The organism is Solibacillus cecembensis (genome assembly GCF_050272495.1).
Classification (GTDB): domain Bacteria; phylum Bacillota; class Bacilli; order Bacillales_A; family Planococcaceae; genus Solibacillus; species Solibacillus cecembensis.
Window position 1 is genome coordinate 236270 of sequence record NZ_JBNNMF010000003.1, and the last position, 15074, is coordinate 251343.

Here is a 15074-nt window from a genome sequence, read left to right on the forward strand (position 1 = left end):
GGAGTGACCCGTGTGATGCAACCGATGAAAATTGAAACGAAAAGTATCAATTGCCGCAATTTTATTAATGGTCAATTTGTCGATGTCCAAGATGAAATGAAGTTCGAAAATATCAATCCTGCGACAGAAGAAGTAGTAGGATGGATTGCCGAGGCAACGAAAGAGCAGGTCGACGAAGCGGTTGCTGCTGCAAAGGCGGCATTAAAAGGACCATGGAAAGACTTCACAACGAAAGAACGTTCCCAAATACTTCGCCGTATCGGGGATTTAATTTTGGAAAATGTAGAGGAACTTGCTGTCTTAGAGGCGACCGATACCGGAAAGCCTTATTTATTAGCATTAGAAATGGATATTAAGCGTTCTGCTCATAATTTCCATTTTTTTGCGGATTATTTAACATCTTTAGGTAATGAATCTTATAACCAAGATAATATCGCCTTGCATTATTCCGTTACACGTCCAGTAGGGGTTGTGGCCATGATCAACCCATGGAATTTACCGCTGTTATTATTAACTTGGAAATTAGCACCATGCTTGGCGGCGGGGAGCACATCTATTATGAAGCCGGCCGAGTTAACGCCAATGACAGCAACACGCCTAGTTGAGCTATGTAAAGAGGCGGGCGTGCCGGATGGTGTAGTCAATCTTGTGCACGGTTTTGGTGGCAATTCAACAGGTGCCTTTTTATCGGAGCATCCAGATGTTGACGCAATTACTTTTACAGGTGAAACACGTACAGGTACGACGATTATGAAAGCCGCTGCACCAACGCTTAAAAAGGTTTCATTTGAGCTAGGTGGCAAAAATCCAAATATCATTTTCGCAGATTCGGATTTAGATGAAGTAATTGAAACAACATTAAAATCAAGTTTTATGAACCAAGGACAAGTGTGTTTATGTGGCTCACGTATTTACGTTGAACGTCCGATTTTTGATGCCTTTATCGAAAAATTTGTCGCGCGTACGAATGAGTTAAAAATAGGCAATCCATTTGAAGCAAGCACAAATATCGGTTCAGTTGTCGGGAAAGAGCATTACGAAAAAGTGATGGGCTATATCGATATTGCACGCGAAGAAGGCGGTCAAATCGTAACGGGTGGTGGACGTCCGGCAGGTATCGAAAAAGGCTATTTTATTGAGCCTACGATTATTGTCGGCCTGACTCAAAATTCGCGCTGTGTAAAAGAGGAAATTTTCGGTCCGGTCGTTGCAGTGTTACCTTTTGACACGGAAGAGGAAGTGCTCGGTTATGCAAATGATACGAACTACGGTTTAGGGGCGACGATTTGGACAAATGATTTGCGTCGTGCTCATCGTGTTGCCGGTCAAATCGAATCGGGTATTGTCTGGGTGAATACGTGGTATTTACGCGACTTACGAACGCCATTTGGTGGCATGAAGCATAGCGGTATTGGACGTGAAGGCGGGGCGCATAGCTTCGAATTTTATTGTGAAGTGTCTAATATTACGATCAAATTGTAGGGGGAATTGGGAACATGATTGTTAATTTAATCGAATGGTCAAATAAATTATTATCCGCAGAACAAAATCAAAATGGCATTCAGCCGCTTACGCAATCACTAGAAAATTTAACTGTGAAAGATGCGTATTTAATTCAACTTGAAACGATAAATGAAAAAGTGGCACAAGGGCATCGCATTACAGGTAAAAAAATTGGGCTTACTTCTAAAGCGATGCAAAATTTATTGAACGTAGATGAGCCGGATTATGGGCATTTACTTTCGAATATGGAAATCAAAGATGGTACGACTTTACGTAGTGATTATTTAAAACCACGGGTAGAGGCGGAAGTTGCTTTCTTTTTAAAAGCGCCTTTAAAAGGACCAAATGTAACGGTTGCGCAAGTAATTGAAGCGACGGATTACATAGTTGGGAGCCTTGAAATTGTGGATAGTCGTATTGAAAATTGGAAAATTAAGCTTTTAGATACGATTGCGGACAATGCATCTTCGGCGAAATATGTTTTAGGGGATGTAAAACGCAATGCTGCACAAGTCGATTTACCAGCTATTGAAATGGATTTTTATAAAAATGGTACGAAGGTGAATGCGGGGAAAGGCGAGGATGTATTAGGAAATCCGGCAGCCTGTGTTGCTTGGCTAGTGAATCGCCTTGCTGATTTTAATATCGGGATTGAAGCAGGAGAAGTCGTATTATCCGGCGCTTTATCCGCGGCACTCGATGCGGAAGTTGGCGATGTTTTTGTAGCTGATTTTGGCGAATTATTAGGCAAGGTAAAAGTGGAATTTAAATAAAGGGTGGTACAAAAATGGAAAAAATTAAAGTAGGCATTATCGGTTCAGGGAACATCGGAACAGATTTAATGATGAAAATCCAAAGATCACCGTATTTAGAAATGTCCGTTTTAATTGGAATTGACCCGCAATCAGAAGGGTTGAAACTTGCACAGGAAGCGGGCGTTGAAACCATTTCAACTGGAATTGAAGGTTTTCTTGAAAATCCAGAACGCGCAAAAATTTTGTTTGATGCGACATCAGCAAAGGCGCATCAACACCATGTAAATGTTGTGAAGGGATTGGGCATCCGTATTGTGGATTTAACACCAGCTGCAATTGGTCCATTCGTTGCGCCGACCGTTAATTTAACGGAACATCTCGAAAAAGAGGTTGTCAATATGATTACTTGTGGTGGGCAAGCGACGATTCCAATTGTCCATGCGATTAATTCAGTCCAGCCAGTCGATTATGCAGAAATCATTGCCACAATTGCCTCGAAAAGCGCAGGACCAGGAACGCGTGCTAATATTGACGAATTTACACAAACAACAGCGCGTGCCATTGAGCAAGTCGGCGGTGCGAAAATAGGGAAGGCCATTATTATTTTGAATCCAGCCGAGCCGCCACTACTTATGCGCGATACGATCATGTGTTTATTAAAAGAGGACGGGGATGCGGAAGCCATTTCAGCTGCTGTACGAGACATGGTAAGCAAAGTAAATGACTTTGTACCAGGCTATCGTTTGAAAATTGACCCGCTCATTGAAGGGAAGAAAGTAACGGTATTCCTTGAAGTAGAAGGGCTTGGTGATTATTTGCCAATTTACGCAGGCAATTTAGATATTATGACAGCTGCTGCACTAAAGGTAGCAGAGGAGATTGCGAAATCGATGCTGGAAAGGGCTGAAGTTCAATGAAACCAATATACATTACAGAAGTAGCACTGCGTGATGGTAGCCATGTTGTTGGGCATCAGTTTACTTTCGAGCAAGTACGTAAAGTAACACAAGGACTGAGCAAGGCAAGAGTGCCCTACATTGAAGTCACGCATGGCGATGGGTTAGGTGGATCGTCTTTACAGTACGGATTTTCAAAAGAATACGATGTTGAATTAGTTAAAGAGGCGGCGGAAGTAGCGGGGGATTCGATTGTTACGGTGCTATTAATTCCTGGAATTGGGACGATTGAAGATTTAAAACTGGCGTATGATGCAGGTGCGCGCGCGGTTCGTGTAGCGACACATGTAACAGAGGCTGATGTCTCAAAGCAACATATTGAAACAGCGAAAAATTTAGGGATGGAAGTGTTTGGCTTCCTTATGATGGCTCATTCAGCACCACCGGAGACAGTTTTACAACAAGCATTATTAATGGAGTCTTACGGTGCAGATGGTGTGTACGTAACGGATTCGGCAGGTGCGATGCTGCCATCAGATGTACGGGATCGCATTCGTTTATTGCGCGAAAATTTACAAGTTGAAGTGGGCTTCCATGCACATAATAACTTGAGTTTAGCCGTTGCGAATACGCTTGTAGCAATTGAAGAAGGTGCGACGCGTATTGATGGCAGTATTTGCTGTTTAGGCGCAGGTGCTGGTAATACGCAAACCGAAGTATTAGTGGCGATATTGCAACGTATGGGCATTGAAACGGGGATTGATTTATATCAAATGCTCGATTTAGCCGATTATGTGCGCAACGAAATTTTGCCGCAACCACAAGATATTACGTCGGGTAGCTTGGTAATGGGCTATGCGGGCGTGTATTCGAGCTTTTTACGTCATGCAAATCTCGCGGCGGAAAAAGTAGGAATTGATGCACGTGATATTTTAGTAGAGCTAGGAAAATTAAATGTTGTTGGTGGTCAGGAAGATACCATTATCGAAGTAGCACAAAAACTAGCGAAGGATAAGGTTGGTGGCAAGCGATGACTTTATTTAACTATGCTTCACAAGTTGCGATAGCGCAAAAAACGAAGCAAGCAATCGAAAAAATTACGATTTCAAAGCCCGATTTAACAGTCGAGCAAGCATACGAAATTCAAAAAATTAGTATCGAGCAAACGTTAACGGCAGCCAACCGTTTCATTGGCTGGAAAATGGGGTTAACGAGTGTAGCAAAGCAGCAACAAGTAGGTGTAAATTCACCTATTTATGGTCGTTTAACATCTTCAATGAATTTAACAAAAAATGAACTAACGGCTGCTGAATATATTCATCCACGTGTAGAAGCAGAGGTTGCTTTTGTTTTCAAAAAAGCATTGTTTGGCGCAAACTTAACGCCACTTGATGTATGGGATGCAGTAGAAAGTGTGTATTTAGCACTTGAAGTGATTGATAGCCGTTATCAAAACTTCTCTTTTACGTTGCCAGATGTCATTGCGGATAATGCTTCATCGACGAAAATTTTATTAAGTGCACAAGCATTTTCACCGTATGCACTGGATTGGTCTGCGGTTGAAGTCACACTAAAGCAGAATGGTGAAGACAAGTTATTTGGACAAGGTGCAGCTGTACTTGGGCATCCAATTTATTCGGTCATTGAATTATTGACGATGTTAGCGCGAGAAGGACGTGGAATCTCACCTGGTCAACTTGTACTAACGGGTGGGATTACGGATGCAATTGCCGTGGAAGCGGGCGACGTCATTGAAGCGGATTACGGGGCGTTAGGTAAGCTGACGCTGAATGTGAAATAGAGGTGTAAATTTTCGATGCCTATTGTACAAATCCAACTACTAGAAGGACGTACAGATGAACAAAAGGAAAACATTATTGTGAAAATAACGGAATCTCTTGTCGAAGCCGCGGAAGTGTCACCTGAACAAGTTCGAGTCATCATTACTGAAATTTCACCAAAGCATTGGGGAGTTGCAGGTAAATCCAAAAAATAATGATTTAAGAGGAGAGTCCATTGATGAAAAAATTATCGAAGTTCCTTCAAATCGGTTTATTGTTTTTAATGGTATTGGCATTAGTTGCATGTAGCTCAGATGATACAGATTCGACAGCGGAAAAACCAGATGAAGATGCAGGAGAAAAGGTCGAAACGTCGGTAGCAGGTGATGCCAGTACGGAATTAGATTTACCAACAAAAACATTTAAGCTCGCACATATTACAGCAACCGATCATATGTGGCATTTAGCTGCTGAAAAGTTCAATGAAGAATTACAAGCGCGCTCTGGCGGCAAAATGAAAGTGGAAATTTATCCAGCAAGTCAGTTAGGTACGGAAGCAGATATGGTACAGCAAGTGGAAGCTGGTTCGATTGACTTTGCGTTAATTACAGCAGCGTACTTAAGTGCTCGTACACCTGACTTAGCGGCCTGGTTTACACCTTATGCATTTAATTCATTACAAGATGCGTATGAAATGAGCCAAGGAGAACTTGGGAAGGAAATGTTAAAGCAAATTGAAGGTACGGGGTTAAAATCATTAGATTATTTATTCGCAGGTCAGCGTGTGATGATTACGAAAGACAAAGAAGTGACAAAGCCGAGCGATTTAAAAGGCTTAAAAATGCGTGTAACACCGTCTCCACCGCTGACATTCTTCTATCAATCAACAGGTGCAGCACCGGAAGCGTTACCGTTACCAGAAGTTTATTCTGCATTACAAACAGGGGTTATTGACGGGATGGATATGGACTTAGATGCGACGATTACAAATAAATATTCTGAAGTAGCAAAATATGCGACGGTAACAAATCACATGGTATGGCCATCGATCATTTTAACGAACGAAAAAGCCTTTAATGATTTGTCTGCGGATGCGCAAAAAATCATTACAGAATCATTAGTTGTCGCTTCAAAATATGCAGTAGATACACGTGCTTCACAAGAGGAAGATTTTAAAAAGCAATTGGCAGACCAAGGCATGACAGTGACGGAATTAGGGGCAGATGTATACGCAGAGGAAATTCAAAAATTCGATGCTGAATACAGTGCGAAATCCGATTTAATGAAACGCTTTATCGAAGCTGCACGTAACTAGTTTCTAGGGGGGATTTGAGTGGTACAATTATTGACTAAATTCAGTAATTTACTAACGAAGCTGGAAGAAATAATCATGACGATTTTGATGGGTGCTTTAGCAATATTGATGATTGTCGCGGTTTGTTTTCGTTACTTCCTAAAAGATCCAATCCCTTGGGCCGGTGAAGTTTCTATTTTCTTATTGATTTGGACATCTTTTATTGGTGGGAGCTGGGGCCTGAAATATGGCACCCAGGCTTCTGTTACTTTTCTTTATGATGCGATTTCAGACAATAAGAAAAGGTGGCTACGCAGTGCGCAAGACTTAACGATGATTGTATTTTTAGGGATTTTAATTTATTACGCGATTAATTGGATGATGCTCCCCTCAATGCTTATTCAAAAATCAAGTGCGCTCCAAATTCCGATGTGGATTCCATATAGCGCTGTTCCAATAGGATTGATCTTTGCTTTTGTTCATATTTTGACTCGCTTTATCAACAATCTTGTGAATGGTGAGCCTGAAGTAGTAGAAAAAGTAGAAGGGGGCGTGAGTTAATATTACATTTTTAACAATCGCCATCTTCATTCTACTGTTAATTATGGGGATTCCTATTGCCATGGTTTTAGGTATTATAACGATTATTTATTTCTTATTAAATGGACAAGTGATGTTGCTCGATTCTACGCCACTGCGTATGTATTCGAGTCTTGAGAACTTTGGATTACTCGCGATTCCATTATTCATGTTAATGGGCGAAATTATGAATGAAGGTGGCATTACGACACGTCTCGTCCAATTTGCCCGCGTGCTCATTGGTCACTTTAAAGGTGGGCTTGCGTATGTAACCGTTGTGGCGAACATGTTCCTGGCATCTATTTTAGGTTCAGCCAATGCTCAAGCTGCGATGATGAGTAAAGTAATGGTGCCACAAATGGAAAAAGAGGGCTATAAACGTGAATTTGCAGCGTCGATTACATTAGCTTCTTCCATCATAGCGCCGATTATTCCACCAAGTATGATTTTTATTATTTATGGAACGCTTTCGAGTACGTCCATTGGGGCATTATTTATGGCCGGAATTGTGCCTGGTATTATTTATGGACTTGTATTTATTGGGGTTATTTCTTTTATGGGCTATAAGCAAAACTTTTCAAAAAGTGAACGTGCCACATTAAAAGTCATATTAAAAAGTACGTTTCAAGTACTTCCAGCATTATTAATTCCTATAACGGTTGTTGTGGGAATTTTAAAGGGGATTTTTACAGCGACAGAATCCGCAGCAGTTGCTTGTTTAATTGCAATTATCGTAGGGCTATTTTTCTATCGTGAATTAGATTTGAAGAAAATACCGAAAATGTTAATTAGTACAGTTACGAACACGGCAACTGTTACGTATTTGATTATTATGGCGAATATTTTTGGTTGGATGATTGCATTTGAACGCATTCCACAATTATTAGTAGATAGCATGTTAAGTATTACAGAAAGTCCTTGGGTATTTTTATTGCTTGTAAACATTGCATTACTTGTCGTCGGCATGCTTCTCGACGGCATTGCAGCACTCATTATTTTAGTGCCTGTATTAATGCCACTTGTAGTAGCACTAAATATAGATCCAGTGCACTTCGGGGTAATTATTTGTATTAATTTAACACTCGGATTATTAACACCACCAGTTGGGACGGGGTTATTTATCGTGTCTTCGATGGCGGATGTGAAGTTTGAGACGCTTGTGAAAAGCGTATTTCCATTCATCGTTATATCGTTCATTGTTTTATTATTCCTTACATATATACCGGACTTAGTGCTCTTTGTTCCGAAAATGTTAGGGATGTAGAAAGAGAGGGATTCTTATGAAAAAGTTGCTGCAACAGGGCAAAATAATGGTGCTACTCATACTTGTAGGTCAGTTTTTTACCGCGTTTGTTGGCAGAAGCTTAAGCCCTTTCATGGTGTATATTGGAGAAGATTTAGCGTTAACTAAAGTGCAGTTGGGTTTGTTTCCAACTGCACTTTTTATTGGTCAATTTTTAGCAACACTGCCGATTGGCTATTATGCGGATCGGGTGAATACAAGAAAATTAATGCTTGTGTTGATGAGCGTCGTTGCAAGTAGTTTTTTAGTTTTTGCGTGGATGGATAATTTTTACCTTGCGTTTATTTTTATTTTAATTGCAGGACTTGGTTATGGTGGGATGCATCCGGTAACGAATAAATTGCTTGTGTATGAATTTCCGCCGTCCAAACTGACAGTGCCAATGGGCGTGAAACAAATGTCGATTACACTTGCTTCGGCAGCTATTAGTATTTTACTTCTGCCGTTAGTTGTGTTTATTGGTTGGAGATGGGCGGTTACGTTGGCGGTGTTTGTGCTCGTCATTGTCTGTTTTATTAGCAGTTTTTACTTTAGCCGTTTACCGTGGAAAGAAAAGCCAGTTCAATCAACGGAGCCCCTTTGGACGCAGGTAAAACAATTAACCAAATCTAAAATGTTATTTTTCACAAATAGTTCGGCCTTTATTTTAATGGGAGTTCAAATAACTTTTAACACATATTTAATTTTATTTTTAATAGAAACAAAAGACTGGACGATTTACGTAGCGGGTCTTTGTTTAGCTTTATCGGAGTTATGTGGCGCGGCGGGGAGGGTTTCATGGGGCGTTATTAGCGACCGTCTTTTTGCTGGAAATCGGTGGCTTGTTTTGCTCGGGATTACACTCATTAGCACAGGTAGTTTGATGGGCCTTTACTTTAGTCAATCTACTATTTTAATTATCATTTTCATCGCGTTCGTTGGCTTCGCATTGTCAGGCTTTAATGGCATTTGGATGATGCTTGCAGTGGAAAGTGTCGATCGTTCTTTAAGTGGATTCGCGAGCGGCTATAGTGTAACCGTTGCCTCAATTGGTGTGTTTTTAATTCCGCCATTTTTCGGCTATTTTGTAGAACAGGGGGGCTATTTATTCGCAAGCCTTTTTGTGATGAGCTTATTTTTCCTTTGTGCATGTCTAATGATTTACGCGATGAGGCTTTTTAAAGCGGCATAAGGAGCTTTTCAATGTATACAAGCGCAAACTTTGTTACAGTAGTTAATGATTATGTCATACTCAAAATGGGGAAATGCAATGTCTACTATTATTAATTTTCTTCAATATAAAAATGAACAGCTTGAAAGACAGCTCGAAAAAATATTCCAACGAGGAAACTCTCCGCATGATCAATTAGATGCATTATTACAAAACAAGGACTTGCAGCTAGAGGATCATAAGTTGTTTTTGGCGTTTCTTGCTTATTTAGAAGAAAAGCAGCTGGACGCGCAACTTGTTTTTAAAGATGTGTTAAAGCTACCAAAACATCATTTTGAAGCGAAATACGCAATGAAATGGTCACAAGTAATAAAGTTAAGTGTCACATTTCTTACAATTTTGCGTACAAATGACCCACAAGGCTATAAACAATTCGTCGACTAAGCTTGTCGGAACATAGAGACATTCGCTATAATGGTAAAATGAGTGAACAAGATAGAAAGGGGCTATTTGTCGATGAACGAAGAACAACGACTAGCCAGTCAACAAGTAAAGCAACCACAACAAGAAAAAGACTATAGTAAATATTTCGAGAAAGTGTTTACAGCTCCTTCATTAAAAGATGCTAAAAAACGTGGGAAAGAAGAAGTGAAGTACCACAAAGATTTTGATATTGAAGAGAAGTTTTTACATATGGGAGAAGGGCGTAAATTTTACATCCGCACATATGGCTGTCAAATGAATGAACATGATACAGAAGTAATGGCGGGTATTTTCATGCAGCTTGGCTACACATCTACTGAATTAATCGAAGAAGCGGATGTTGTGCTTTTAAACACATGTGCGATTCGTGAAGGTGCGGAAAATAAAGTATTTGGTGAGCTCGGCTTCTTGCTTAAATATAAACGACAAAATCCAGAAATGTTAATCGGTGTTTGTGGGTGTATGTCACAAGAAGAATCAGTTGTTAATCGCATTTTAAAGCAGTACCAACATGTCGATATGGTTTTCGGTACACATAATATTCACCGTTTACCACATATTTTAAACGAAGCATACATGTCTAAAGAAATGGTCGTAGAAGTTTGGTCAAAAGAAGGCGATGTTATTGAAAACCTTCCGAAAAAACGTCTTGGTTCGATCAAAGCTTGGGTTAACATCATGTACGGCTGTGACAAATTTTGTACATACTGCATTGTGCCGTATACGCGCGGTAAGGAACGTTCTCGTCGACCAGAAGAGATTATTCAAGAAGTGCGTGAACTGGCAGCGCAAGGTTACAAAGAAATTATGTTACTTGGCCAAAACGTAAACGCTTACGGGAAAGATTTTGAAGATATCGAGTATCGTTTAGGCGATTTGATGGATGCGATTCGAACAATCGATATTCCGCGTATTCGTTTTACGACGAGTCACCCGCGCGACTTTGATGATCATTTAATCGAAGTACTCGCTAAAGGTGGCAATTTGGTTGAACATATCCATTTACCTGTTCAATCAGGCTCGAATGAAATTTTGAAAATTATGGCGCGAAAATATACGCGTGAGCATTTCCTACAATTAGTAGACAAAATTAAAACAGCGATACCAGACGTAACTTTAACGACAGATATTATCGTTGGTTACCCAAATGAAACAGAAGAGCAATTCCAAGAAACACTTGATTTGTATCGTGAAGTAGGCTTTGAAATGGCGTTTACGTATATTTATTCGCCACGTGAAGGAACGCCTGCTGCTAAAATGACGGATAATGTACCAGATGAAGTGAAAAAAGAACGTTTACACCGTCTAAATCATGTCGTTGCTGAATTTTCGGCAAAGGCATTAAAACAATTAGAAGGACAAATTGTGGAAGTGCTTGTAGAAGGTAGTAGTAAACGACGTGATGACGTACTTGCAGGCTATACACGCAAAAATCGATTAGTTAACTTCAAAGCAGATCCGAAATACATCGGTCAACGTGTGTTAGTAAAAGTAACAGAAGCAAAAAGTCATTCATTATTAGGTGAATTTGTGGAAGAAGTAAAAGAAAAGGCGGAATTAATCAAATGACAACATTATATTCAAAAGACGATATCGTCGTAAAAGCAAAAGAAATCGCACATATGATTGCCAACACAGAAGAAGTAGAATTTTTCAAAAAGGCAGAAGAGCAAATTAACGAAAACCAATTTGTTCGTGAAAAAATCGCGTCATTAAAAACGCTTCAAAAACAAGTAGTGAACTTCCAGCACTTAGGGAAAGAAAAAGCGGTAAAAATGATTGAAGGTAAAATTGCGGGAATTGAAGAGGAAATTGATGCACTTCCAGTTGTTCAACAATTTAAACAATCACAAACAGATGTGAATGAGTTATTGCAACTTGTGTCAAATGCGATTGCTAATAATGTAACAAATGAAGTGATTGAAAATACAGGCGGAGATCTTTTAAAAGGTGAAACAGGCTCAAAAGTGCGAAACAGTGTACCAGGATCTTGTTCATAATAAAGAACGAAAAAAAACAGCTCTCAAGGGGGCTGTTTTTTTGTTCTTGAATTAGCTTTAATTACTCGATGGAGAGTAAGTGAAATGATTATTTCGAAAAAATGTTAAAAAATGTATACCAATTTATCGTATTTACTTGTAAAATTTGCTATAATTCTTAAATAGTGGAGCCTATTAGGAAGGAATAACGGAAATGTACAAATATTACAATCAAAACTTCGACAAAGATGAGATGTTTTTTTGGTTGTGTCAAATGGCGAGGCAATTTGAGTCAGCTGTAGTAATAATCAATCCAGCTAAAGGCAACGTAATTGAATTTGTGAATCACGTCTTTACACATATGACAGAATACAGCGAGTCAGAATTAATTGGTGAAAAATTAAATATTTTACATGGTCCATTAACAGATATCCTGAATGAAGATGCGATTCAAGAATGTATAGTAAATGGTCAACCGTTTACAACATCGTCTTTCCATTATCGGAAAGATGGTTCTACATTTTGGAATGAAGTGAGTATTTTACCTTTAAAGAATCTCAATGGCGAGTTTCAGTACTGTCTTTTAATGATGAAGGACGTTACCTATGCCACGAAATTAGATTCACTTCTTGAGCTAGAAAGAAATATTTATTTTAAATTAGAAAATGGCTATCCACTAGCAAATGTTTTAGGTGAAATTTGTAATCATGTAGAAAATACTTTTAGAAATCAATGTCACTGTACTATTGTTTTAATTGATGAAAAGAGAAAAGTAACAGGCGTTTATGGAGGGGCTACAAAAACTTTTGAAATTTCAGAGTATCAAGCTTTTTTTATAGACAAGAATAATCGTAATTTTTCATTAAGTTTAGATAGAAACGCGACATTTATTAAAAATATAAAAAAAACGATTTATTATGAACAATATAAAGCTTTAATTGATAAAGAAAATATCGTTTCACTTTGGAGTCAGCCGATTTTCAATAAGGAAGAGGGACTTATTGGTTATTTTTCGATTTATTTTGAGGAAGAGATGGAACCACAGGCAACTGATTATAAATTTATTAATACGAATGTTGCCCCGATTGTTACGCTGGCGGTCAAATATTACAATCAAAAAAGTGCAATTCATTCACTCGCATTCTTTGATTCTGAAACAGGCTTAAGCAATTTTGAAGGATTTAAAAATAAAATGCAAACAGAATGGGAAGCAGATTTGGGAGATAGTTATTTATATATTATTGAGCCGAGTGAATATCAAAAAATTGTCGATTTATATGGTCGGCAAGGTGGCGATAAAATATTATTGAAAATGGCAAAACGCATACAAAATATTTTTGCAGAACATAAATTATTCATTGCGCGCTATACAAACTCTGCAATTATTATTGCTTCGCAGCTTAAAATTAGTGACTTACAATTTACACAAGCTGAAATGGATCATTTATTATTTGAGCCGTATTGCATTAACAATAAAGATGTGTATATTACATTAAAAGTAGGGACGTCAAAAATTTGCCAAGAGACACCAATTAATCAAGCTATTCGCCAAGCGGATACGGCATTGTCTATCGCATTGAAAAGCGTAGGCACGGTTATTAAAAAGTTTGATGCAGAACAAGTAGAATCCGTAGCAAATGAAATGAACGTTTTGGCGAATATTGCAAAAGGGTTGATGAAAGATGAATTTATGCCAATGCTTCAGCCGAAAGTGGATATAAAAACAGGTGAGATTAATAGCTTTGAAGCATTAGCACGTTGGATTTCACCTGAACTTGGTTTTGTTTCGCCAGCGTTATTTATCCCTGTAGCAGAAAATACAGGAAATATTTCTAAAATAGATCGTGCGATTTTTAAGAAGGTTTTACAATGGCAAAAGCATCGAAAAGAAACCAACTTACCAATGTACCAAGTATCTGTAAATATTTCACCAAATCATTTTTATCACCCGGCATTCGTAGAAAATGTTATGGAGTTAATTGAAAAATACGGCGTGGAAACGAAGTATATTAAATTTGAAATTACGGAAAGTATCGAGTTAGATAATGTGATGCGGGCGAAGAAAATTATTAATGATTTGATGAAATATGGCATTGCAACGTCTATTGATGACTTTGGAATAGGTTATTCTTCATTAAGTTATTTGCAGGAGCTTCCATTTGAAGAGATTAAAATCGATAAAAGTTTTGTCGATAATTTAACCGATCCACGTATGCATGCAGTCATTAAAACGATTATTCATCTTTCTAGAAATTTAAATATGCGTTGTGTTGCTGAAGGTATTGAAACGGAAGCGCAGCATAAAGAACTTCTACAACTCGGCTGCAACAGTGGTCAAGGCTATTATTACTTTAAACCAATGCCGCTTCATGAAGTCGATGAGTTATTACAAAAGAATACGCAAACTCAATTTTAAGTAAAAAGCAGCTTTCCTTTTTTGAAAGGAGGCTGCTTTTTGTATGTAAACCTTCTATAGAAACACAGTGATAAAAGAGGAGTCCAGATGATTTTTTTCATTCCAACAGGATTATTTCACCCTTTAGGCAACAGCCGCATACACTATTTCGAGTAGTTAAGAAAGGGGAGATTTTCGGTGAAACGTTTACGTCAAATTGTGACGAAAGCCGTGATTGCCAAAGGGAAGAAGCGTACGGAATGTTGCGAAACGCTCTGCCCACCGAATGCGCCGACAAGTATTCTCGGCTGTTGGGTTATTAATCATCATTATACAGCAAAACGTATTGGGAAGTATGTGGAGGTTTCAGGGAAGTTTGATGTGAATGTTTGGTATGCGTATCATAATCATTCAAAAACGGCCGTATTTACTGAAACAGTTTCATATAAAGATCGTATTAAGTTAACATTCCGTGACAATGATTGTAAAGATTCAGATGAAGTGAAAGTTTGTGTATTACAAGCACCAAACTGTATTGAAGCGGTCATTACAAAGCATGGGGATAAAATTAATGTGAAGATTGAACGTGAATTTTTAGTGGAGATTATTGGAGAGACGACGGTTGTCATTAGCGTCCACCCATTAGATTGTGAAGAAGACTGGACGTATGATGAAAGCTCGAATCAATCATGTTCTTCTAGTTCATCTTCATCGTCATCTTCCTGTTCATCTTCAAGCTCGCCCGATTATCCATGTGAATCGTCCTCGTCATCCTCATCGTCCTGTTAAAAGGATGATTCGAAATGGAATTAGCGCGAACATCTTGCTCAAAGCTTATTATTAGCTTGAGCTTTTTTGTTGTGTGAAGAAGGAAAATTATTTCGCTAGTGGTATAATAACAAATACAAGTTTATCTACGTTCAAGTAGTACTAAATTACGTAATGAACGTAATACT

The 15074-nt window shown here is 38.7% G+C and carries 15 protein-coding genes; all 15 read left to right on the plus strand.

The genetic code is table 11. The features are described 5' to 3' along the window. Positions 1-24 precede the first annotated feature (24 nt). The 15 genes from ACQKIH_RS04420 (at position 25) to cotE (ending at position 14907) form a co-directional block, all read left to right on the plus strand. Positions 25-1482: an aldehyde dehydrogenase gene (locus ACQKIH_RS04420; RefSeq protein ID WP_427763724.1), complete on the plus strand. Its 1458-nt coding sequence runs from the start codon at positions 25-27 to the stop codon at positions 1480-1482. Between the two features lie 14 nt (positions 1483-1496). Next, the gene (locus tag ACQKIH_RS04425; protein ID WP_427763633.1) at positions 1497-2276 is read left to right on the plus strand and encodes a 2-keto-4-pentenoate hydratase; all 780 of its coding nucleotides are present in this window, start codon (positions 1497-1499) and stop codon (positions 2274-2276) included. A 14-nt stretch (positions 2277-2290) separates the two neighbouring features. Next, a complete protein-coding gene (locus tag ACQKIH_RS04430; protein ID WP_427763635.1) occupies positions 2291-3175 on the plus strand; it encodes an acetaldehyde dehydrogenase (acetylating) in 885 nt (294 codons plus the stop codon). Continuing rightward, positions 3172-4188: a 4-hydroxy-2-oxovalerate aldolase gene (dmpG, locus tag ACQKIH_RS04435; RefSeq protein ID WP_427763636.1), complete on the plus strand. Its 1017-nt coding sequence runs from the start codon at positions 3172-3174 to the stop codon at positions 4186-4188. The genes ACQKIH_RS04430 and dmpG overlap by 4 nt, the downstream gene beginning before the upstream one ends. Continuing rightward, positions 4185-4955, plus strand: coding sequence for a 2-keto-4-pentenoate hydratase (locus tag ACQKIH_RS04440; protein WP_427763637.1), 771 nt, complete (start codon positions 4185-4187; stop codon positions 4953-4955). Before dmpG ends, ACQKIH_RS04440 begins: the two co-directional genes overlap by 4 nt. A 15-nt stretch (positions 4956-4970) precedes the next feature. Beyond that, on the plus strand, positions 4971-5150 hold the full coding sequence (locus ACQKIH_RS04445; protein ID WP_057988304.1) for a 2-hydroxymuconate tautomerase: 180 nt from the start codon (positions 4971-4973) through the stop codon (positions 5148-5150). A gap of 23 nt (positions 5151-5173) precedes the next feature. Continuing rightward, entirely contained in the window at positions 5174-6250 is a 1077-nt protein-coding gene (locus ACQKIH_RS04450; protein ID WP_057988306.1) for a TRAP transporter substrate-binding protein, read from the plus strand. 18 nt (positions 6251-6268) lie between these two features. Next, positions 6269-6790, plus strand: coding sequence for a TRAP transporter small permease (locus tag ACQKIH_RS04455; protein WP_427763638.1), 522 nt, complete (start codon positions 6269-6271; stop codon positions 6788-6790). Between the two features lies 1 nt (position 6791). Beyond that, the gene (locus tag ACQKIH_RS04460; RefSeq protein ID WP_427763725.1) at positions 6792-8072 is read left to right on the plus strand and encodes a TRAP transporter large permease; all 1281 of its coding nucleotides are present in this window, start codon (positions 6792-6794) and stop codon (positions 8070-8072) included. A 16-nt stretch (positions 8073-8088) separates the two neighbouring features. Continuing rightward, positions 8089-9282 carry an MFS transporter gene (locus tag ACQKIH_RS04465; RefSeq protein ID WP_427763640.1) on the plus strand — a complete coding sequence of 398 codons (1194 nt, stop codon included), beginning with the start codon at positions 8089-8091 and terminating at the stop codon, positions 9280-9282. A 78-nt stretch (positions 9283-9360) separates the two neighbouring features. Then, complete coding sequence (locus ACQKIH_RS04470) at positions 9361-9705, plus strand: hypothetical protein (protein WP_083493736.1); 345 nt, start codon at positions 9361-9363, stop codon at positions 9703-9705. A 72-nt stretch (positions 9706-9777) separates the two neighbouring features. Then, positions 9778-11313, plus strand: coding sequence for a tRNA (N6-isopentenyl adenosine(37)-C2)-methylthiotransferase MiaB (gene miaB / locus ACQKIH_RS04475; RefSeq protein ID WP_427763641.1), 1536 nt, complete (start codon positions 9778-9780; stop codon positions 11311-11313). Then, positions 11310-11744 (plus strand): YlbF/YmcA family competence regulator, encoded by a 435-nt coding sequence (locus ACQKIH_RS04480; RefSeq protein WP_057988318.1) that lies wholly within the window; start codon positions 11310-11312, stop codon positions 11742-11744. Before miaB ends, ACQKIH_RS04480 begins: the two co-directional genes overlap by 4 nt. Before the next feature lie 253 nt (positions 11745-11997). Beyond that, positions 11998-14139, plus strand: coding sequence for a sensor domain-containing protein (locus ACQKIH_RS04485; protein WP_427763643.1), 2142 nt, complete (start codon positions 11998-12000; stop codon positions 14137-14139). A gap of 177 nt (positions 14140-14316) precedes the next feature. Beyond that, on the plus strand, positions 14317-14907 hold the full coding sequence (gene cotE / locus ACQKIH_RS04490; protein ID WP_057988321.1) for an outer spore coat protein CotE: 591 nt from the start codon (positions 14317-14319) through the stop codon (positions 14905-14907). Positions 14908-15074 lie beyond the last annotated feature (167 nt).

Coding starts and splice junctions, on each gene's coding strand:
- ACQKIH_RS04485 (WP_427763643.1), top strand. CDS start 11,998: ATGGCGAGGCAATTTGAGTCAGCTGTAGTAATAATCAATCCAGCTAAA.
- ACQKIH_RS04480 (WP_057988318.1), top strand. CDS start 11,310: ATGACAACATTATATTCAAAAGACGATATCGTCGTAAAAGCAAAAGAA.
- dmpG (WP_427763636.1), top strand. CDS start 3,172: ATGAAACCAATATACATTACAGAAGTAGCACTGCGTGATGGTAGCCAT.
- ACQKIH_RS04470 (WP_083493736.1), top strand. CDS start 9,361: ATGTCTACTATTATTAATTTTCTTCAATATAAAAATGAACAGCTTGAA.
- ACQKIH_RS04420 (WP_427763724.1), top strand. CDS start 25: ATGAAAATTGAAACGAAAAGTATCAATTGCCGCAATTTTATTAATGGT.
- ACQKIH_RS04445 (WP_057988304.1), top strand. CDS start 4,971: ATGCCTATTGTACAAATCCAACTACTAGAAGGACGTACAGATGAACAA.
- ACQKIH_RS04440 (WP_427763637.1), top strand. CDS start 4,185: ATGACTTTATTTAACTATGCTTCACAAGTTGCGATAGCGCAAAAAACG.
- ACQKIH_RS04430 (WP_427763635.1), top strand. CDS start 2,291: ATGGAAAAAATTAAAGTAGGCATTATCGGTTCAGGGAACATCGGAACA.
- miaB (WP_427763641.1), top strand. CDS start 9,778: ATGAACGAAGAACAACGACTAGCCAGTCAACAAGTAAAGCAACCACAA.
- ACQKIH_RS04465 (WP_427763640.1), top strand. CDS start 8,089: ATGAAAAAGTTGCTGCAACAGGGCAAAATAATGGTGCTACTCATACTT.
- ACQKIH_RS04450 (WP_057988306.1), top strand. CDS start 5,174: ATGAAAAAATTATCGAAGTTCCTTCAAATCGGTTTATTGTTTTTAATG.
- ACQKIH_RS04425 (WP_427763633.1), top strand. CDS start 1,497: ATGATTGTTAATTTAATCGAATGGTCAAATAAATTATTATCCGCAGAA.